General features: G+C 58.0%; 20 protein-coding genes. 5 read left to right on the top strand and 15 right to left on the bottom strand.

Features of this window, described 5'->3' with window-relative positions:
* Positions 1-2 precede the first annotated feature (2 nt).
* Positions 3-401: an IS30 family transposase gene (locus tag ACLJEU_RS10675; RefSeq protein ID WP_414665186.1), complete on the top strand. Its 399-nt coding sequence runs from the start codon at positions 3-5 to the stop codon at positions 399-401.
* Between the two features lie 116 nt (positions 402-517).
* Here ACLJEU_RS10675 and ACLJEU_RS10670 read toward each other — a convergent pair whose 3' ends face one another.
* From ACLJEU_RS10670 to ACLJEU_RS10640, 7 genes are all read right to left on the bottom strand, one after another.
* On the bottom strand, positions 518-850 hold the full coding sequence (locus ACLJEU_RS10670; RefSeq protein WP_414665185.1) for a DUF5615 family PIN-like protein: 333 nt from the start codon (positions 848-850) through the stop codon (positions 518-520).
* Positions 847-1,074 (bottom strand): DUF433 domain-containing protein, encoded by a 228-nt coding sequence (locus tag ACLJEU_RS10665; RefSeq protein WP_414665184.1) that lies wholly within the window; start codon positions 1,072-1,074, stop codon positions 847-849. Before ACLJEU_RS10665 ends, ACLJEU_RS10670 begins: the two co-directional genes overlap by 4 nt.
* A gap of 50 nt (positions 1,075-1,124) precedes the next feature.
* Complete coding sequence (locus ACLJEU_RS10660) at positions 1,125-1,670, bottom strand: hypothetical protein (protein WP_414665183.1); 546 nt, start codon at positions 1,668-1,670, stop codon at positions 1,125-1,127.
* A gap of 491 nt (positions 1,671-2,161) precedes the next feature.
* Entirely contained in the window at positions 2,162-2,374 is a 213-nt protein-coding gene (locus ACLJEU_RS10655; protein ID WP_414665182.1) for an addiction module protein, read from the bottom strand.
* Between the two features lie 187 nt (positions 2,375-2,561).
* Positions 2,562-2,978 carry a hypothetical protein gene (locus tag ACLJEU_RS10650; protein ID WP_414665181.1) on the bottom strand — a complete coding sequence of 139 codons (417 nt, stop codon included), beginning with the start codon at positions 2,976-2,978 and terminating at the stop codon, positions 2,562-2,564.
* A 155-nt stretch (positions 2,979-3,133) separates the two neighbouring features.
* Positions 3,134-3,592 carry a hypothetical protein gene (locus ACLJEU_RS10645; RefSeq protein ID WP_414665180.1) on the bottom strand — a complete coding sequence of 153 codons (459 nt, stop codon included), beginning with the start codon at positions 3,590-3,592 and terminating at the stop codon, positions 3,134-3,136.
* 155 nt (positions 3,593-3,747) lie between these two features.
* The gene (locus tag ACLJEU_RS10640) at positions 3,748-4,179 is read right to left on the bottom strand and encodes a DUF6678 family protein (RefSeq protein WP_414665179.1); all 432 of its coding nucleotides are present in this window, start codon (positions 4,177-4,179) and stop codon (positions 3,748-3,750) included.
* 934 nt (positions 4,180-5,113) lie between these two features.
* On the opposite strand from ACLJEU_RS10640, the gene ACLJEU_RS10635 reads away from it, so the two are divergent.
* Positions 5,114-6,220, top strand: a complete 1,107-nt coding sequence (locus ACLJEU_RS10635) for a transposase (protein WP_457795372.1) — start codon at positions 5,114-5,116, stop codon at positions 6,218-6,220.
* 974 nt (positions 6,221-7,194) lie between these two features.
* On the opposite strand, the gene ACLJEU_RS10630 is transcribed toward ACLJEU_RS10635, so the two are convergent.
* Together ACLJEU_RS10630 and ACLJEU_RS10625 are read right to left on the bottom strand one after the other, a co-directional pair.
* Positions 7,195-7,458: a hypothetical protein gene (locus ACLJEU_RS10630; RefSeq protein WP_414665199.1), complete on the bottom strand. Its 264-nt coding sequence runs from the start codon at positions 7,456-7,458 to the stop codon at positions 7,195-7,197.
* A 322-nt stretch (positions 7,459-7,780) separates the two neighbouring features.
* Positions 7,781-8,197, bottom strand: coding sequence for a YegJ family protein (locus ACLJEU_RS10625; protein WP_414665198.1), 417 nt, complete (start codon positions 8,195-8,197; stop codon positions 7,781-7,783).
* 935 nt (positions 8,198-9,132) lie between these two features.
* Here ACLJEU_RS10625 and ACLJEU_RS10620 point away from each other — a divergent pair.
* A complete protein-coding gene (locus tag ACLJEU_RS10620; protein ID WP_457795372.1) occupies positions 9,133-10,239 on the top strand; it encodes a transposase in 1,107 nt (368 codons plus the stop codon).
* A gap of 756 nt (positions 10,240-10,995) precedes the next feature.
* Positions 10,996-11,898 (top strand): IS110 family RNA-guided transposase, encoded by a 903-nt coding sequence (locus tag ACLJEU_RS10615; protein ID WP_457795378.1) that lies wholly within the window; start codon positions 10,996-10,998, stop codon positions 11,896-11,898.
* 881 nt (positions 11,899-12,779) lie between these two features.
* Here ACLJEU_RS10615 and ACLJEU_RS10610 read toward each other — a convergent pair.
* From ACLJEU_RS10610 to ACLJEU_RS10590, 5 genes are all read right to left on the bottom strand, one after another.
* Entirely contained in the window at positions 12,780-12,959 is a 180-nt protein-coding gene (locus tag ACLJEU_RS10610; RefSeq protein ID WP_414665177.1) for a hypothetical protein, read from the bottom strand.
* A gap of 1,052 nt (positions 12,960-14,011) precedes the next feature.
* Positions 14,012-14,401, bottom strand: a complete 390-nt coding sequence (locus ACLJEU_RS10605; RefSeq protein ID WP_414665176.1) for a hypothetical protein — start codon at positions 14,399-14,401, stop codon at positions 14,012-14,014.
* A 213-nt stretch (positions 14,402-14,614) separates the two neighbouring features.
* A complete protein-coding gene (locus tag ACLJEU_RS10600) occupies positions 14,615-15,046 on the bottom strand; it encodes a hypothetical protein (protein ID WP_414665175.1) in 432 nt (143 codons plus the stop codon).
* Positions 15,047-15,189: 143 nt separating this feature from the next.
* A complete protein-coding gene (locus tag ACLJEU_RS10595) occupies positions 15,190-15,510 on the bottom strand; it encodes a contact-dependent growth inhibition system immunity protein (RefSeq protein ID WP_414665174.1) in 321 nt (106 codons plus the stop codon).
* Positions 15,511-15,604: 94 nt separating this feature from the next.
* Positions 15,605-16,129: a hypothetical protein gene (locus ACLJEU_RS10590; protein ID WP_457795377.1), complete on the bottom strand. Its 525-nt coding sequence runs from the start codon at positions 16,127-16,129 to the stop codon at positions 15,605-15,607.
* Between the two features lie 81 nt (positions 16,130-16,210).
* On the opposite strand from ACLJEU_RS10590, the gene ACLJEU_RS10585 reads away from it, so the two are divergent.
* Complete coding sequence (locus ACLJEU_RS10585) at positions 16,211-17,317, top strand: transposase (protein ID WP_457795372.1); 1,107 nt, start codon at positions 16,211-16,213, stop codon at positions 17,315-17,317.
* Positions 17,318-17,855: 538 nt separating this feature from the next.
* Here ACLJEU_RS10585 and ACLJEU_RS10580 read toward each other — a convergent pair.
* The gene (locus ACLJEU_RS10580; RefSeq protein WP_414665150.1) at positions 17,856-18,203 is read right to left on the bottom strand and encodes a DUF3024 domain-containing protein; all 348 of its coding nucleotides are present in this window, start codon (positions 18,201-18,203) and stop codon (positions 17,856-17,858) included.
* Positions 18,204-18,206 lie beyond the last annotated feature (3 nt).

Raw genomic sequence — 18,206 nt, 5'->3', positions numbered from 1 at the left:
TAATAACGGCGATTGGTATTATCCGCATCGCCAAACTGCCTGGCGCAACCGCTGAGGAAGCCACGCGCGGTGCGGTCCGGCTGCTGCTCGGCGAGCTGCACCCTGTGCATAGCATCACCACCGACAACGGCTCCGAGTTCCATGGCTCCAAAGATATCGAGCGCCTCCTCGGGACGAAGGTCTACTTCGCTAATCCTCATCACGCTTGGGAGCGCGGCACCAACGAAAACACCAAGGGGCTCGTCCGTCAGTACCTCCCCAAAGGCACCTGCCTCACCGGTCTTACTCAGGCCGAGTGCGAGCTGATCGCCGCTAAGCTCAACCACCGCCCCCGCAAACGCCACGGCTTCCTCTCCCCTCACGATGTCTACTACCAGTCCATCCTTCCCACCCGCCGATAGGTCGCTTCCTGCGGCAAGCTCTTCGGCTCCTGTCCTCGGAAGCGACCTATCGGCTACCTTTAAATCGTATAACATCCTATATACTATTGTCGCACTTCAAACCTGATACTAGGCGACTACGGTAACACGAGAAATGAGGCATCCAAGTCTGCATCAAATTTCATGACCTGCGGACGCCTATCACGGAGTAACTGAGCAACGATCTTCGTAGAGCAATTGCCTGTGTGTATTCCAATCACCTTCGGGGGTGCTCCACGCAGAAAGCTCAAATGATGAAAATCTTCATCTTTGGAAACGATCGTCATTCCATGCTGAGTCGCGTACTTCCAAACGGCGGGATCAGCAGCACTCTCGAGGCCGACATCACGGACGTGGAGACTGTTGGGGTAAATGTCCGCCAACAATAGAACGAGCTTCGGCGAAAGATTCTCATCGAAGAGAAACTTCATGCGGCAGGTCGACTGAACAGACGCCGCTCGCGATCGGCGGCAAAAGCGATCGAGGCCAAAATATCATCACGGGTGAGATCGGGAAAATCTTCGAGAATCTCCTCAACCGTCATCCCCCCCGCAAGGTAGTCCAACACGTCGTAGACCGTGATTCTGAGACCTCGGATACACGGCTTCCCTCCCCGCTTATCGGCCTCGACGGTGATTCGATCCTGATAGTTCATGACGTCCTCTTACATTCGACCCAACGTGTCCGCAAGATTTTTGCCGAACGTCAAAGATGAGCCACGACCATGGCTGGCGCGCCGCGTACGGCATGACGATTTGGAGTCGGAGGTTTCATTTCGAGATTCATGAGATAGCACGCGGCGTGACAGCCATGGTCGTTGGCTCTGGCGCCTTGTGAGCCCTTTTTCTTTTCAATGGCCAAGTCTACGATTGCTTTGCCAACCGCTGCACCGACCAAGAAGTCGCCAGAAACTCGGCTCACATATGCGCGTAGCTTTATGCCATGATGCACGCTGAGCGTACCGATCTTCTCATTCTTTCGGTAAAGGTGGATCTGCGGGTAGGAAGTGCAGAAACAGTGACCTTGCGCGGTATAGGAGCTGCGCTCAAGCACGCCGGCCAAACGTTCGAGCCACTGCTTATCAGCAAACGCTACTTCATCTTTCCCAGACGGAGAATAGAACTCGATAGTGACGGAGTCCGCCTCCTGGACAATGTCGGATAGGTGCTTGGCCGGCGTGTCGGCGCCAACAGCGGCGGGCGCAGCCAAAAGACTACCGATAGCAACGAATGCGAGAAAACAGCTTCTCATACGATTAGAAGACACCGTGGGCGTGGTTTTCTTAGGCTAACGTCAAAGATGAGCCACGACCGTGGCTGGCGCGCCGTGTGCAGCCTGACGATTTGGAGTCGGGAGTTTCATTCGGAAACTCTTGAGAGAGCACGCGGCGTGACAGCCATGGTCGTTGGCTCTGGCGCCTTGTTAGCCGCTTGAGGTACTTCGATCTGACAACATTCTTCGGATTTCTCGGGGATCTCGGCGCATGTCGAGAACAGCCACGACCGTGGTGATTTCGGGTTCAACCGCGAAAAAGATACCGAAGTAACTCCGGCGAATTATCGCCCGATGAAAAAATCTGTGTTTCTTCGGAAACATCTCAGGATTCCATTCGATCCAAGACACCGTTTCGTGAAAACGATCACGAAACACCGCGCTGCCATTTGACTGCCAGGAATCGTAGTAGTCGTACGCGTAACGAAGGTCACTTTCTACGACCGAAAGAAACTCAACCGGCTGGCTTCTCACTTGCGCGCCAAGCGGCGATTCAACTCGGACAACGAGATTCGCTCGGTCTTGCCTGCACGATACGCCTTCCAGCGTGAATCCAGAATACTTCGGTGCTCAGCGCTAACCGGCGCAGAATCGTCGACCGCCGCACACCACAACTCTTCCGCGAGCTTCAACTTCTGACCTTTGGGTAACTTTCGGAGTTCAGGAAATTGTGCGAGCGCCATACCGTGGAAGTTGGGGACAAGTTCGTTCCGGTCAACGTCGGCTTTTCTTGGCTAACGTCAAAGATGAGCCACACCAGTGGCCGGCGTGACGCGTGCTTCACTACGTTTTGGATTCTGCGGTTTCATTTCGGTTGCTCGTGACATCGCACGCGGCATGACGGCCACTGGTGTTGGCTCTGGCGCCTTGTTAGCCCGTTTCTTTCCTCGATAAATTAGGGGCAAACTTTGCAAACGTCGCTGCGCTGGCGAGAGCAGATGCACCCCCACACAGCGCAACTGCCACTAGACGTTCGGGGGCTGCAGAGCCGAGAACAAGCAATGCCGCTACGAGAAAGCCCAGGAACCAAGCGGAAAACCTCCAAGCTGTCACCGCGCGCCGCTTCGTTCGAACAATCGTAAACTCGACCAGCAAGGCACAGAGCAACACAATGGTAAGAATCAGTGGAAACAGAACTGCGCTGAAGAAAACGGTAGTGCCGAAAAGCTGGGATACGCGGGAGTCGCTGCCGTAGTCGTGATGCGTGACGACGAACGTATTCCAAAGCGCGCTGAAGACCAGAAGCGAAGTAACTCCTCCGAGAAGTGCTGACGCAGCAAAGCGCATGTTTTTTGGCTAACGTCAAAGATGAGCCACGACCGTGGCTGGCGCGCCGCGTGCGGCGTGACGATTTGGATACTGCGGCTTCACTTCGAGATTCATGAGGTAGCACGCGGCGTGACAGCCATGGTCGTTGGCTCTGGCGCCTTGTTGGGCTTTTTTTACTGGATGATCGAAACGCTAACATAGATCGCGGTCGGCTCGGAATCTAGATTTACCACCAACGCACTTCGAGCTGAGAAAAACTCCGTCCCGAGAGATTCGTGCGCCACGCAAATTTCTCGTCCCGAGCGATAGACGTAGAATGCACCGGTGCCGGCATATCCAAAGAGGGCTCGCACCAAAAACGGGCGCTTCCCTTTTGGGCACGAATAGTAAATGCCAGTGAACTTTCGCGCTTGGGCCTCCGAAAGAACTACGAACTGCTTCTTCTGGAGTTCGCTTTCGGCATTTCCTCTCATTGAGGCAACTACCTCGTAGTGGTCAGTCGCGGGGATGACCATATTTCTACTGGCGATCATTGCCACAGGAGGCGACGCCAACCACGGCTCAGGGGCTCCCGCAAACGCAGGCACGACAATCGCAAGAAGCCCGCCGAGTAGAATCGGGAACGCTTTCATATTCTGCCCAACGTCAAAGATGAGCCACGACCGTGGCTGGCGCGCCGCGTGCGACATCACGCTTTTGATTCTGGGGTTTCATTTCGGTATTCGTGAGGTAGCACGCGGCGTGACGGCCATGGTCGTTGGCTCTGGCGCCTTGTTCGGCTTTTTCTTCATTCGTCGAAGAGATCTTCGCTACGCGGGCTATACCCGAAAATGCGAATCATGCTTCTTCCTTTCCGATAATCGAGGCCGACTTTCTTCAAGAGCGCCTCAATCCACTCGGACTGGTCGGTCACTTCAGGTGCGACTAACCAATTCCTTCTCTCTTCGACGATAAAAGCGATGTCCAGCCACTCGACTGAAATCATCGGAAACGGCAAGTGGTAGAACCACTCGGTATCCCAAGACGAAGGTGCACCATCGACGCACTTGCAGCGGTAACTCGGCTTCCATCCCTCGTGAGCACGCATTGCATCGATGAACTCATCCCACTTCGTATCGTTCGCCATTCCGCACAATGCGCGTTGGACAATCACGCGCTTGATCTTCGCGCGGTCGTCGCCAGGTCGAACGCTCTTAGCGTGAGGAAGCATCGGATTCATTCTTCTGCCGAACGTCAAAGATGAGCCACGCCAGTGGCCGGCGTGACGCGTGCTTCACTACGTTTCTGATTCTGCAGTTTCATTTCGGTCGCCCCTGAAGTCGCACGCGGCATGACGGCCACTGGCGTTGGCTCTGGCGACTTGTTGGGCGTCTGGGAACTGCTCGAGAACTGAACTTGGAAAAACGCAGATTGAAGCTTCGGACAACGCTGCGCCTCTTGGGGCAAAGCTGCCGCCATCAAACGCACAGGTTCGAAATCCTCAAAGCGCTTTCTCATCGATTGGACTGGCGCAACCTGGTTCGGCGACTCGTGACCTTCAACGAGCTCGCCTACCGGATTTCCGGTAGTCAAACCTCTCGACACTTTCCACCAGGCAGCCGAATCACCCGCAGCCGACACCCCGAAACATCTGCTCTCTGACGTGCGCATCGCGAACGTATTCCGCCCAACGTCAAAGATGAGCCACACCAGTGGCCGGCGTGACGCGTGCTTCGGTGCGTTTCTGATTCTGCAGCTCCATTTCGATAACTCCTGAGTCAGCACGCGGCATGACGGCCACTGGTGTTGGCTCTGGCGCCTTGTTGGGCGTCTGGGCGAATGAAGACTGAGCTTGCGAATCGCACATCGGATTTGGGGTTACGAAACCAACTAGGGAAGCATTGAGACGGAGTCGAGATGGCTTCGCCCCGTCACTTCCGGAATCGAGGTGTCGCACACCCCAGATCGTTTCCACTTCGGCAAAACGATCGATCTTCTCGACTACCGGAATTCCGGTAGTGCACGCACTCGACTTCGCGCCCTATCGGCTTCATTTGCACTCCGCACGCTCCCTGGCGTCCGCACCTCGACGGTATTCCGCCCAACGTCAAAGATGAGAGGACATGAGGTGGTCGAGCGGGACAGCGTGTGGCATATTCCGCCCGACCACCATTATGATCACGAACACGTGCAAGAATGTTCGCGAAAGTGACACCTCCACGGGGGCCGCGACTGCGACCGCCGTTTTCCGTCCGGAAGTATATGTCGGCATCGACGCCGCCGATCTGCGCCAGGTCGTGACGTTCATCGTAGCGGGTGAGAGTCCGAAGCCAGCGCAGGGCATGTCGAGGGAGACCTTGGTAAAGCGTATCGCGCAGCTGCTCAAGGACGGTTTCCGCGTGCACTGCGTTTACGAGTCGGGGCCGACCGGCTTCGCGCTGGCGCGGGAACTGATCGCCCTCGGCGCCGACTGCCTCGTCGTGCGCGCGCGTTCCCTCGAGCGCCACGGTCGGCGGCGCAAGAACGACAAGCGCGACTCGCGTCAACTCGCTCTCGATCTGGCGCTGCACTGCGCCGGTCGGACCGGGCTGCTCTTCCCGGTGCGGATTCCCACGCCAGAAGAAGAACTGCACCGCCTGCCTGCCCGGGAACGCGAGGCGCTGAGCGACGCCCGGCACCAAATCCTGCGCTCGGCCCGTGGCCGGGCCCTCGCCCTGGGATATCGTCTGCCGAAGGAATGGTGGCGACCGCGGGTGCTGCCGAAACTCGTGCCGGATCTCCCGCCCACTTTGGCGCGGTTGCTCCAAAGGGCGGCGGCCAGTGCCGCCGCGATCAAGGAGCAGCTCGATGCCGTCGAAGCGGAGATCATCGCGGAAGCGCCACCGGCTCCTGTCGGCGTCGGCGCCATCACGGCCGGCGTCCTCGACCGCGAGGTGCTGGACTGGCACCGCTTCAAGTCGGGCAAAAAGGCCGGCAGCTTCATCGGCCTCTCGCCATCGGAAGATTCCACCGGCCAACGATGGCAACTCGGGCCCGTCGACAAACACGGCTCCCCTCGCCTGCGCTTCTGGTGTGTCGAGGCCGCTTGGCGGCTGCTCAAGTTCCAACCCAACTATCGAGGCGTCATCTGGGCCCGCGACAAACTCCGCGAGGCCAATACCCATCGCGGCAAACAGATCTCCGTCGCCCTGGCGCGACGCTTCTTCGTCGACTGGTGGCGAGTACGCACGGGTCGGGTCTCCGCTGCAGAACTGGGCTTCGTCTTCAAACCCGTGACCTAGCTCAGGCTAGCCACCTTCGTTCTTTGACTCTCCGGTTCCAATTTTGAGCGCGGCCCGGCCGCCCGCCCGTGACGTGGCTTGTGCCTCTGGCACGCAGTCTGAGAGTGGTGCGGACGGACGGGCCTGCGCTCGCCAGCGGGAAAACCCTGCAGGCCGTATCCCTCTTCTGGACACGTCCTCTTGTGCGGCTCGTATCCACGCGAGCGACGGATAACAGCTTAGGCCCGGCGGCTTCCGCCCCGGATCACCTCTCCCTCCTCTGGCGAGACCGCGACTCATCCCACCAAACCGGGAGTTTTGGGGTAACTCTAAGAAAGCTTCCAAACCAATGAATCTATAAAGCCAAACGCTCCACGCTTGACTACACAGTTCTCATAACAGCCACGCCAGTGGCCGGCGTGACGCGTGCTTCACTACGTTTCGGATTACGCGGTTTCACTTCGACAACTCGTGAGTCAGCACGCGGCATGACGGCCACTGGTGTTGGCTCTGGCGCCTTGTTGGGCGTCTGGGCGAATGAAAACTTAGGCTGCGTATCGCTCATCAATTGTGGGGTCACCAAACCAATTCGGAGAACATAGCCTTAGTCGAGATGGCTTCGCCCCGTCACTTCCGCAATCGAGGTGTCGCACACCCCTACTCTTTCAATTCCGACCAAAGGTTCGATATCCTCGACTACCGGAATTCCGGTAGTGCCCGCACTGGACTTCTCGCCAAGTCGCTTCGTGCGCCAGGCGCAGGCTCTCTTAAATTCGGAAAAGCATCTCTTCATCGGGTAATGCGCCGGACAATTGCCCAAGCCAGTTCTTCTGCAACACGTCAGCTTTCTCAGTGCTGCTAACTATCGCACTCCTCGTCATGATGGCCTGCTTCGCGGCGCCGCTTTCTGATCCAAAGGATGAACCACACGGCGAGCGCCGCGCCTAATACGGATGGGAGAAGTCCGAGTAGCACGTTCATTTTTTTGCCCAACGTCAAAGATGAGCCACGCCAGTGGCCGGCGTGACGCGTGCTTCACTACGTTTCTGATTCTGCAGTTTCAATTCGATCACTCCTGAATCAGCACGCGGCATGACGGCCACTGGTGTTGGCTCTGGCGCCTTGTTGGGCGTCTGGGAACTGCTCGAGAACTGATCTGAGAAACATGCAGATTGAAGGCTCGATAAACGCTGCGGCTCTTCGGGCAAAGCTGCCGCCATCGACTGCACAGCCAGGAATTCCTCAAAACCATTTCTCATCGGGTGGACTGGGAAAGTCTTCTTCGGACACCATTCACCTTCAACGCCCTCGCCTACCGGAATTCCGGTAGTCAAACCTCTCGACACTTTCCACCACGCAGCCGAATCACCCGCAGCTGCCACCTCGAAACATCTGCTCCCTGATGTGCGCATCGCCACGGTATTTCGCCCAACGTCAAAGATGAGCCACGCCGGGAGCTGGCGCGCCGCGTGCCTCAATCGGAACAGGATTCTGATTCTTCATTTCGAAACACCTTCGGTCGCACGCGGCGTGACAGCTCCCGACGTTGGCTCTGGCGCCTTGTTGGGCCATCTTTTTCGGTCACTGGAAGCGATAAGGCGACGCTTCATCGTTCTTCCGCCGCTCATCTGGTGTCATTCGTTTTCGGAGCAGACGAGTCGTGAATCCACCGATGAGGATTCCATCTTCGATGAACATCCAATCACTAAGGTAGGTAAAATCGATCTCTACGCGCTGTTTAAACTTGAGGTCCTTGCGCAACGGCGGATTCGCAATCACGCCACTCGGTTTAGGCCCGTTCAAATTGAGGTCCGCGAGCCAGATGTGCTCGACGGTTTCGTCCTTGGTAAATGCGATCTTAACCAAGAACGCTGACTGCTTCTCCTTCGGAGCCACGAACGCATCGAGGAACTTTCTAAATGAATCCCGTGCTTCTTTGATGGCCGCAAACATCTCAGGATCTTCGCTTCTTACGGATTTAACGTTTTCGGTGGCCATGACAGCACAGGGCATTACGAGGTGGAGAAAAGTGATTATCGCTGCGGCTTTCATTCTTTGCCCAACGTCAAAGATGAGCCACGACGGGACTTGGCGCGCCTCGTGCCGCATCACGACTTCTATTCCGCCGTTTCATTTCGAAAGTGCATTCCATCGCACGAGGCGTGACAAGTCCCGGCGTTGGCTCTGGCGCCTTGTTGGCCGGAACGCAGACGTGGCGCACCGCCCAAGATGAATTGCGTGCCTGCACCGTGACTCAACTTCGGACTCCGAAATTTCGCTCACCCCGCAGGCTGCGAATCGGATCGAACGCTCAACCCTGAAGCAGCCGAACCCAGAGGCCTCGGAGCGAAAGCGATCTACTCTCGAGCCTCGGATCGAATCCGTTCTCCAAGGACTCAACTCCACCTCGCGGCGTCCGAACTGAGCGCCTCGCCCTGCGTGCTTCACATCGATGCCTTCAGTTTGGCCAACGTCAAAGATGAGCCACGACGGGACTTGGCGCGCCTCGTGCCGCATCACTACTTCCATTCCGCCGTTTCGTTTCGAAAGCAGATTCCATCGCACGAGGCGTGACAAGTCCCGGCGTTGGCTCTGGCGCCTTGTTAGCCGACTGCACACGTAACCCGCGGCATGAGATGAAAAGCGTGCTTTCCTGTGAAATCACCTCGGGCCACTTCGCTGGAGCTGCGAGCTTCGCTCTCATCTGGGCTTCGACACCACAACTTCGACACCCACAAGTCTGAAACCGCGAACTTTCTTTTCGGAAACTCCGTTATCACACCAGCGAGCCACCGATCTCACCGCACTCGAACCAAGCGAATCTCCACGTGAGCTGCGCATCGCGAAGTCTTTCTTCCGGCTAACGTCAAAGATGAGAGGACATGAGGTGGTCGAGCGGGACAGCGTGTGGCATATTCCGCCCGACCACCATTATGATCACGAACACGTGCAAGAATGTTCGCGAAAGTGACACCTCCACGGGGGCCGCGACTGCGACCGCCGTTTTCCGTCCGGAAGTATATGTCGGCATCGACGCCGCCGATCTGCGCCAGGTCGTGACGTTCATCGTAGCGGGTGAGAGTCCGAAGCCAGCGCAGGGCATGTCGAGGGAGACCTTGGTAAAGCGTATCGCGCAGCTGCTCAAGGACGGTTTCCGCGTGCACTGCGTTTACGAGTCGGGGCCGACCGGCTTCGCGCTGGCGCGGGAACTGATCGCCCTCGGCGCCGACTGCCTCGTCGTGCGCGCGCGTTCCCTCGAGCGCCACGGTCGGCGGCGCAAGAACGACAAGCGCGACTCGCGTCAACTCGCTCTCGATCTGGCGCTGCACTGCGCCGGTCGGACCGGGCTGCTCTTCCCGGTGCGGATTCCCACGCCAGAAGAAGAACTGCACCGCCTGCCTGCCCGGGAACGCGAGGCGCTGAGCGACGCCCGGCACCAAATCCTGCGCTCGGCCCGTGGCCGGGCCCTCGCCCTGGGATATCGTCTGCCGAAGGAATGGTGGCGACCGCGGGTGCTGCCGAAACTCGTGCCGGATCTCCCGCCCACTTTGGCGCGGTTGCTCCAAAGGGCGGCGGCCAGTGCCGCCGCGATCAAGGAGCAGCTCGATGCCGTCGAAGCGGAGATCATCGCGGAAGCGCCACCGGCTCCTGTCGGCGTCGGCGCCATCACGGCCGGCGTCCTCGACCGCGAGGTGCTGGACTGGCACCGCTTCAAGTCGGGCAAAAAGGCCGGCAGCTTCATCGGCCTCTCGCCATCGGAAGATTCCACCGGCCAACGATGGCAACTCGGGCCCGTCGACAAACACGGCTCCCCTCGCCTGCGCTTCTGGTGTGTCGAGGCCGCTTGGCGGCTGCTCAAGTTCCAACCCAACTATCGAGGCGTCATCTGGGCCCGCGACAAACTCCGCGAGGCCAATACCCATCGCGGCAAACAGATCTCCGTCGCCCTGGCGCGACGCTTCTTCGTCGACTGGTGGCGAGTACGCACGGGTCGGGTCTCCGCTGCAGAACTGGGCTTCGTCTTCAAACCCGTGACCTAGCTCAGGCTAGCCACCTTCGTTCTTTGACTCTCCGGTTCCAATTTTGAGCGCGGCCCGGCCGCCCGCCCGTGACGTGGCTTGTGCCTCTGGCACGCAGTCTGAGAGTGGTGCGGACGGACGGGCCTGCGCTCGCCAGCGGGAAAACCCTGCAGGCCGTATCCCTCTTCTGGACACGTCCTCTTGTGCGGCTCGTATCCACGCGAGCGACGGATAACAGCTTAGGCCCGGCGGCTTCCGCCCCGGATCACCTCTCCCTCCTCTGGCGAGACCGCGACTCATCCCACCAAACCGGGAGTTTTGGGGTAACTCTAAGAAAGCTTCCAAACCAATGAATCTATAAAGCCAAACGCTCCACGCTTGACTACACAGTTCTCATAACAGCCACGACGGGAGCTGGCGCGCCGCGTGCCTCACTCGGTTTTGGATTCGGATTCTTCATTTCGGAACACCTTCGGTCGCACGCGGCGTGACAGCTCCCGGCGTTGGCTCTTGTAGGTTCACTGGCCAGGAGCAGAGGCCATCGGCAAGCTGCTCCTGGCCGGTGAACGGCAGTGGCGGGTAGCAGCCCGCCACTGCCTGCCCCGCGTCAGATCGATTGGCTCTCGGAGCAGTGACTCCGTGCGCTAGCATGATCGGCGCGGGGCATACCGGCCGCTTAACTCGAACCGTTGCCTGAGCGGCGGCCGGAAGGTCGTCAGCTCGCCTAACAAGAAGGAGTGTTTTATGTCGGCCCAAGATTGCCCCCTGTATATCGGAGTGGATGTCGCCAAGCTCAGCCTGGCAATCCAGTTTCCCGACCGCCTCTGGTCCACCGCCAACGCGCCAGCGGCTCACACCGCCCTCATCGCCGAACTCAAGCGCCTCGGCGCCGTCCATGTCGTCTGTGAGTCGACCGGCGGCTACGAACGCGCACTGGTGCTCGCGCTGCATGCGGCCGGTATTGCCGTCAGTGCCATCAATGCCCGTCAGATCCGCGACTTTGCGCGTGCCTGCGGCCGCCTCGCCAAAACCGACTCGCTCGATGCCACGATCATCCGCGAGTACGGCTGCCGCCTTAAGCCTCGCCCGGATCCCGCTCCCGCCCCTGGTGAGCCCGAGTTCGCCGAACTCATCCGCTCGCGCCAAGACCTCGTCGCGCTCATCACCGATGAGATCAACCGCCGCGAACACGCGCGCCTCCCCGCACTCCTCAAGCTCTCCCATGCGCGCCAGCGTCACCTTGAGAAGCAACTCACTACCCTCGATGCCCTGATCGATGCCCACGTCGCCGACCAGTCCGACCTCGCGGCCAAGACCGAGCGCCTCCAGCAAGTCTGCGGCGTCGGCCGCGTCACCGCACTCACCGTCGTCGCCCTCATGCCTGAACTCGGCACACTGCGTGACAACGAGGCCGCCGCTCTCGCCGGCGTCGCACCCATGAACCGCGATAGCGGGCAACACCGGGGTCAGCGCCACATCCACGGCGGCCGCGCCGCCCTCCGCCGCGTCCTCTATATGGCCGCCCTGACCGCGACGGTTCACAATCCCATCCTCAAAGCGTTCTATCATCGCCTGCGTCAAAACGGTAAACCCGCTAAACTCGCGCTCACCGCCGTCATGCGGAAGCTCATCATACTCCTCAACCGACTCGTGAAAAATCCCGCTTTTAATCTTGTTTAATCAACACCGTTGCTGGCGCCTTGTTAGGCGGATTTTTCATTCGGGAAAACTTTCGACTTCAATCCTGAACTCACGCATTTCGGGGTGCCGGGCTTCGCACGAGTGTGACGGCGTAGGACAAAGCCGCGCTTGCCGGTATCAGTAACCACGCTGTGTGAAACGACGCTGGCGTGAAATCGTGCCCAAGGAAGGGTCGCACGAAGGATAGAATCTCGAGACACCAGGCGACGGTCATGCTGCCCCAGACCCATCGCGGACAGTGCTTCAATGCGCTCTCCCAGAATCGATGCCACGCTTCCTGCTGAGGCACTCCCTTCTTCACGCGCACAAACAACAAGACGAGTGGGAGACAAAGGAGGAATGTAGATACCGAGGCGCCGTAGAACGCTTCCCGCGGAATGTCTCGTGCGTATGAAATGGCGTGCATGACCGCGAGCACCAGAAAGGTGATCACTGCAAACGTGAGGTATGCGACGGCTTTCATTTGCCTAACGTCAAAGATGAGCCACGACCTTCGCCGGCGCGGCTCGTGCAACATCACAATTGGGATTTCGCTGCTTCATTTCGATCAATCGTACGGTAGCACGAGACGTGACGGCGAAGGTCGTTGGCTCTGGCGCCTTGTTAGCCCGATTTTATGATTCGATCATACTCTCGATGGTCACCAATCCAGAACCAAATCAAGTCGCCGCTGCTTTCCACTGCCAATGCACGCATGCCAGCATTCACGCGTGCTGACCAAAATTTTCCTACCTTCTTAAAATGAAGCGAAGGATGCGACGGATTCTGTTTGAGCAGTGCGAACTGCTTGTCCGCTCGGACGCGAATTCCCTCTGGCAACTTGGCATAATGCTCCCAGAAGCGAGAGGACGCGAAGTGAGTCACAACCTGCGTGTCTTTCCGTTTCGATGCTCTGCCAAAGCTTCATCGGCGAGTGTGTCCAATCGACCAGCGCTCGCATCCTGTGCGATGTCACGGTCCCACAGCCACTCGCGAATCTCCGCCAATTCGGCTTCGGAGAGCTTTTCGATCGCGCACTCGATTTCTTGGACGGTACTCATGGGACGACCGTACTTAAAAGCACGCTGTCGGCAAGCCGGGCTTTTCTTGGCTAACGTCAAAGATGAGCCACGACCTTCACCGGCGCGGCTCGTGCAACATCACGACTTGGATTCTGCTGCTTCATTTCGATCAATCGTACGATAGCACGAGCCGTGACGGCGAAGGTCGTTTGCTCTGGCGACTTGTTCGGCGAGGGACGGTTCGAGCAATGCTGAGCGAACGACACGCCGCCATTGAAGCGAGCTTGAACACGCCGCTGGGAAAACGAACACGGCAGCAGGCTTCGCACCGGCGCGGCGCGTGAACCAAACCTAGGACCGCGCGTACGCTCCGCCGCGCGCCATCTCGGAGCGCCGCGTCGATGTAGTCGAGCCAGGCCAAAACGTCCGACGGTGGAAGCTCGAACCGGCGACCAACGAAACACGATCGGATCACTGTCCTGTCTTTTCGACTGCATGCTCAACGAACGCATCGCGGTGGTTTTGGGCCGAACGTCAAAGATGAGCCACACCAGTGGCCGGCGTGACGCGTGCTTCACTACGTTTCTGATTCTGCAGTTTCATTTCGAAAACACCTGACATCGCACGCGGCATGACGGCCACTGGTGTTGGCTCTGGCGCCTTGTTAGGCCATTTTTCATTCGGGAATGGCGTAGTTCCATCTGAAACTACGCTTTTAGTCAATCGGTGCAGCTATCGGACTCACAAAGAATCCTTAACGCTGTTTATCTTATGAACAAGGCTGTCGGTCTTCGACTTAGAGTATAAAGTCTGAAGCTGTGTCTTGTGATCACTACTGATCAACGGATCCTCCAAAACCCCCTTCAGCTGTCGCTCCACCTTCCAAGCGTTGAATTGTGCACGCATGTTGCCTGCGAACTCGCCTCCATTACGCCAACACCAGTTTTGGACCCATACGATGAACGGTGAGACCGTCGATGTGACATATATGGCGACGTCACTGTGTCGGTGCTGCTCTGGAATTAAATACAAAACAATTACTAATAGGCCAGCTGTGCCGGAACTGGCCTTTATCGGATGATTCTCCGCCTTCATTTGGCGAGACCTCCTTTTCGGGACAGGTTCTGAATATGCTTGGCCCGCGACTCAAGCTCACTGAAGAGCGCGTCCATCTCCTCCTTAGCTCTTATTATTTCTGCCTTCAGCGCATCCAGCACAAATCTTATATCCGCTCGACTGGCACCCTTCTTAAATATCAATGGAGGATTTCCTAAAGGCAGCACCACATCTTCTGCTATAAGAACCTCTCCAGATTCCTTATCGATACTAGCTGCGATCTTATCTAGTGCAGGATCAACGATCGCATGTAGCTCTTGCTCACGCTTCACTGCATCTTCGAATCGTGCTTTGAGCTCATCAAAATTCTCAAGCGAAGTTTCTAGCTTGCGTAACGTTTGTTTATTTCTGGCTGGCGCTTTCATATTTCCATCCTTTTCGATTCGAATAGTTCTTACCGGTATTTAAAATTCAACTTTCGGCCCGAGAGCCTAACGTCAACGATGAGCCACGCCAGTGGCCGGCGTGACGCGTGCTTCGGTGCGTTTCTGATTCTGCAGCTCCATTTCGATAACTCCTGAGTCAGCACGCGGCATGACGGCCACTGGCGTTGGCTCTGGCGCCTTGTTGGGCCGATTTCACTCATGTCCGACGTAGCCTTGATCCTCGCGAATCGGAATCCGCTTGGGATGCGCATCGCACCAATCTACGGCGCGGAAGTGCATGAAGTCCCAGTCTTCCTTCGTGGGCATCGGAAGTTCCGTATCGCCTCCTGCCTTCTTGATCTTAGCTGCACAGCGCCGAACTTTCTCCTTCGTGGCCGAATCAAAGGTTGAATCGCCGCACAATCGCTCGACGAAAAGATCGATATCGCGGTCATCTTCATCGTCCCAATTCACGAAACCATTCCGATTCGCTTCATCTTCCGCATTGGCGATGACCCGCATTATCTCGCCCTGCCACGTTTCGGCTTCGCCTGTCGGTGGAACAAGCTGCTTCCAAAGCTCGCCCCACCGGCGTTTGCGATACTCGTCACTCTTCGGTTTGGAAGTAGAGGTGAACGGCCACATGTTTTTGCCCAACGTCAAAGATGAGCCACGACCATGGCTGGCGCGCCGCGTGCCTCGTGACGATCAAGATTCCAGAGTTTCATTTCGAAGTGGGTGAAGGAGCACGCGGCGTGACAGCCATGGTCGTTGGCTCTGGCGCTTTGTTAGGCCGGTTCATGCGAATGCAGGAAGCGCTGGAAATCTTCAAGCCAGTGTCGAGTATCTTTCGCATCGATAAAGTAGAGGCCATCGGCGGTATCGCGGAAAAGCACGTGCACGTCCGAGTCGGAGCGCTGCAATAATGCATCAAGCTGCTCAAGTAGCCGCAGCCGGCGATCGGCTCCTCCCTCGCGGACAATCGCGTACCAAGCTTCTTCGACCGATTTGTAATCGAGCGCCCAATCCTGATTGAAATATCCGGCCAAACAGTTCTTCAGGGTGCCCAATTCTCCCCAGTGGCTTAGATAACTTGGATCAGATTGCATGACCGCTGTCGCGCGCTTTTTGCCTAACGTCAAAGATGAGCCACGACCACAGCCGGCGCGACTCGTGCCGCGTTCGGATTTCTGGTCGGAGGTTTCATTCGGAGATGGATTCGATAGCACGAGTCGTGACGGCTGTGGTCGTTGGCTCTGGCGACTTGTTAGCCCGATTTCCCTCGAGATGACGCCTTTTGAGTATCTCTAGGTGCTGATTAATTGGGAGCACCCGTTCGAAAAACCCTTCTAAAGCGCTGTTCAGTTTTCGGACCCAGATTTCGCTCTCCTTTGCTTTTAGGAAATCCCAGTACTTCTCCGTCTCAAAATCCTTTTGGAAGTGAAAAATGGAATTTCGAAACCGTCTCAACTGACTGATGTAGTCCTCTCTGCGGATCAGCTCTTCTACCTGAGCATCTTGTAGTCGGAGTTCCTGGAAGCCTTCGACTACCACGTACAGCATCGCGTACCAGACGAAGATGCGCTGAAACTTTGAATCCATATTTCCCATTTCGAGCAGCCACGGCGGATACTCGTCGCGGGCAGTGGGAAGATCTGAATAGATGAATACCCTCACCGCGTCGGCTCGGCACCAATATGTATACAGGGACAGCAGGTCGTTATTCATATTTTTGGCTAACGTCAAAGATGAGAGGACATGAGGTGGTCGAGCGGGACAGCGTGTGGCATATTCCGCCCGACCACCATTATGATCACGAACACGTGCAAGAATGTTCGCGAAAGTGACACCTCCACGGGGGCCGCGACTGCGACCGCCGTTTTCCGTCCGGAAGTATATGTCGGCATCGACGCCGCCGATCTGCGCCAGGTCGTGACGTTCATCGTAGCGGGTGAGAGTCCGAAGCCAGCGCAGGGCATGTCGAGGGAGACCTTGGTAAAGCGTATCGCGCAGCTGCTCAAGGACGGTTTCCGCGTGCACTGCGTTTACGAGTCGGGGCCGACCGGCTTCGCGCTGGCGCGGGAACTGATCGCCCTCGGCGCCGACTGCCTCGTCGTGCGCGCGCGTTCCCTCGAGCGCCACGGTCGGCGGCGCAAGAACGACAAGCGCGACTCGCGTCAACTCGCTCTCGATCTGGCGCTGCACTGCGCCGGTCGGACCGGGCTGCTCTTCCCGGTGCGGATTCCCACGCCAGAAGAAGAACTGCACCGCCTGCCTGCCCGGGAACGCGAGGCGCTGAGCGACGCCCGGCACCAAATCCTGCGCTCGGCCCGTGGCCGGGCCCTCGCCCTGGGATATCGTCTGCCGAAGGAATGGTGGCGACCGCGGGTGCTGCCGAAACTCGTGCCGGATCTCCCGCCCACTTTGGCGCGGTTGCTCCAAAGGGCGGCGGCCAGTGCCGCCGCGATCAAGGAGCAGCTCGATGCCGTCGAAGCGGAGATCATCGCGGAAGCGCCACCGGCTCCTGTCGGCGTCGGCGCCATCACGGCCGGCGTCCTCGACCGCGAGGTGCTGGACTGGCACCGCTTCAAGTCGGGCAAAAAGGCCGGCAGCTTCATCGGCCTCTCGCCATCGGAAGATTCCACCGGCCAACGATGGCAACTCGGGCCCGTCGACAAACACGGCTCCCCTCGCCTGCGCTTCTGGTGTGTCGAGGCCGCTTGGCGGCTGCTCAAGTTCCAACCCAACTATCGAGGCGTCATCTGGGCCCGCGACAAACTCCGCGAGGCCAATACCCATCGCGGCAAACAGATCTCCGTCGCCCTGGCGCGACGCTTCTTCGTCGACTGGTGGCGAGTACGCACGGGTCGGGTCTCCGCTGCAGAACTGGGCTTCGTCTTCAAACCCGTGACCTAGCTCAGGCTAGCCACCTTCGTTCTTTGACTCTCCGGTTCCAATTTTGAGCGCGGCCCGGCCGCCCGCCCGTGACGTGGCTTGTGCCTCTGGCACGCAGTCTGAGAGTGGTGCGGACGGACGGGCCTGCGCTCGCCAGCGGGAAAACCCTGCAGGCCGTATCCCTCTTCTGGACACGTCCTCTTGTGCGGCTCGTATCCACGCGAGCGACGGATAACAGCTTAGGCCCGGCGGCTTCCGCCCCGGATCACCTCTCCCTCCTCTGGCGAGACCGCGACTCATCCCACCAAACCGGGAGTTTTGGGGTAACTCTAAGAAAGCTTCCAAACCAATGAATCTATAAAGCCAAACGCTCCACGCTTGACTACACAGTTCTCATAACAGCCACGCCAGTGGCCGGCGTGATGCGTGCTTCACTACGTTTCTCATTCCGTAGTTTCATTTGAAAAACTCGTGAGTCAGCACGCGGCATGACGGCCACTGGCGTTGGCTCTGGCGCCTTGTTAGCCTGATTTTTCATTCGAAATGAATGTCTGCGTCCTCAACCGAAGAAGCAGCAATTCGAATCGCGGTCCACCACGTCGACGAGAACGGCGATCTCCGCTGACTCCGGAAACGGCTTGTAAGAATGCCATTTGAGGTCAGCACGCATCCAAAATAGCCGCCAAACTTTTCGAGCAGCAACCCACTTCATCTTGGCCACCGGCGTATCCCGCTTCTGGGTCTTGTCTAGGTGATCCGGCCGCACCTCCACAATAAAGACGTCCGAACCGGAAATGTCCGCGCGAAAGTCCAACTTATCACGTATCGAAACTGGAGGACGGCGTTTTTCCAAAAACGCACCGACGGCTGCGAACGCTGCACGAACTTGGGTTTCAGGAAGTGGCACGGA

The organism is Terrisphaera buseokensis, assembly GCF_047521145.2.
Classification (GTDB): Bacteria; Verrucomicrobiota; Verrucomicrobiia; order Opitutales; family Opitutaceae; genus ER46.
Note: the sequence above shows the minus strand (reverse complement) of the source record. Positions and strands in the feature narration are given on the sequence as shown.

Excerpts from the sequence above, each read along its gene's own strand:
- ACLJEU_RS10640 (WP_414665179.1), bottom strand. The coding sequence starts at position 4,179 with ATGAATCCGATGCTTCCTCACGCTAAGAGCGTTCGACCTGGCGACGAC.
- ACLJEU_RS10590 (WP_457795377.1), bottom strand. The coding sequence starts at position 16,129 with ATGAATAACGACCTGCTGTCCCTGTATACATATTGGTGCCGAGCCGAC.
- ACLJEU_RS10660 (WP_414665183.1), bottom strand. The coding sequence starts at position 1,670 with ATGAGAAGCTGTTTTCTCGCATTCGTTGCTATCGGTAGTCTTTTGGCT.
- ACLJEU_RS10665 (WP_414665184.1), bottom strand. The coding sequence starts at position 1,074 with ATGAACTATCAGGATCGAATCACCGTCGAGGCCGATAAGCGGGGAGGG.
- ACLJEU_RS10635 (WP_457795372.1), top strand. The coding sequence starts at position 5,114 with ATGATCACGAACACGTGCAAGAATGTTCGCGAAAGTGACACCTCCACG.
- ACLJEU_RS10620 (WP_457795372.1), top strand. The coding sequence starts at position 9,133 with ATGATCACGAACACGTGCAAGAATGTTCGCGAAAGTGACACCTCCACG.
- ACLJEU_RS10650 (WP_414665181.1), bottom strand. The coding sequence starts at position 2,978 with ATGCGCTTTGCTGCGTCAGCACTTCTCGGAGGAGTTACTTCGCTTCTG.
- ACLJEU_RS10600 (WP_414665175.1), bottom strand. The coding sequence starts at position 15,046 with ATGTGGCCGTTCACCTCTACTTCCAAACCGAAGAGTGACGAGTATCGC.
- ACLJEU_RS10605 (WP_414665176.1), bottom strand. The coding sequence starts at position 14,401 with ATGAAAGCGCCAGCCAGAAATAAACAAACGTTACGCAAGCTAGAAACT.
- ACLJEU_RS10595 (WP_414665174.1), bottom strand. The coding sequence starts at position 15,510 with ATGCAATCTGATCCAAGTTATCTAAGCCACTGGGGAGAATTGGGCACC.
- ACLJEU_RS10655 (WP_414665182.1), bottom strand. The coding sequence starts at position 2,374 with ATGGCGCTCGCACAATTTCCTGAACTCCGAAAGTTACCCAAAGGTCAG.
- ACLJEU_RS10670 (WP_414665185.1), bottom strand. The coding sequence starts at position 850 with ATGAAGTTTCTCTTCGATGAGAATCTTTCGCCGAAGCTCGTTCTATTG.
- ACLJEU_RS10585 (WP_457795372.1), top strand. The coding sequence starts at position 16,211 with ATGATCACGAACACGTGCAAGAATGTTCGCGAAAGTGACACCTCCACG.
- ACLJEU_RS10645 (WP_414665180.1), bottom strand. The coding sequence starts at position 3,592 with ATGAAAGCGTTCCCGATTCTACTCGGCGGGCTTCTTGCGATTGTCGTG.
- ACLJEU_RS10610 (WP_414665177.1), bottom strand. The coding sequence starts at position 12,959 with ATGAGTACCGTCCAAGAAATCGAGTGCGCGATCGAAAAGCTCTCCGAA.
- ACLJEU_RS10625 (WP_414665198.1), bottom strand. The coding sequence starts at position 8,197 with ATGGCCACCGAAAACGTTAAATCCGTAAGAAGCGAAGATCCTGAGATG.
- ACLJEU_RS10630 (WP_414665199.1), bottom strand. The coding sequence starts at position 7,458 with ATGAGAAATGGTTTTGAGGAATTCCTGGCTGTGCAGTCGATGGCGGCA.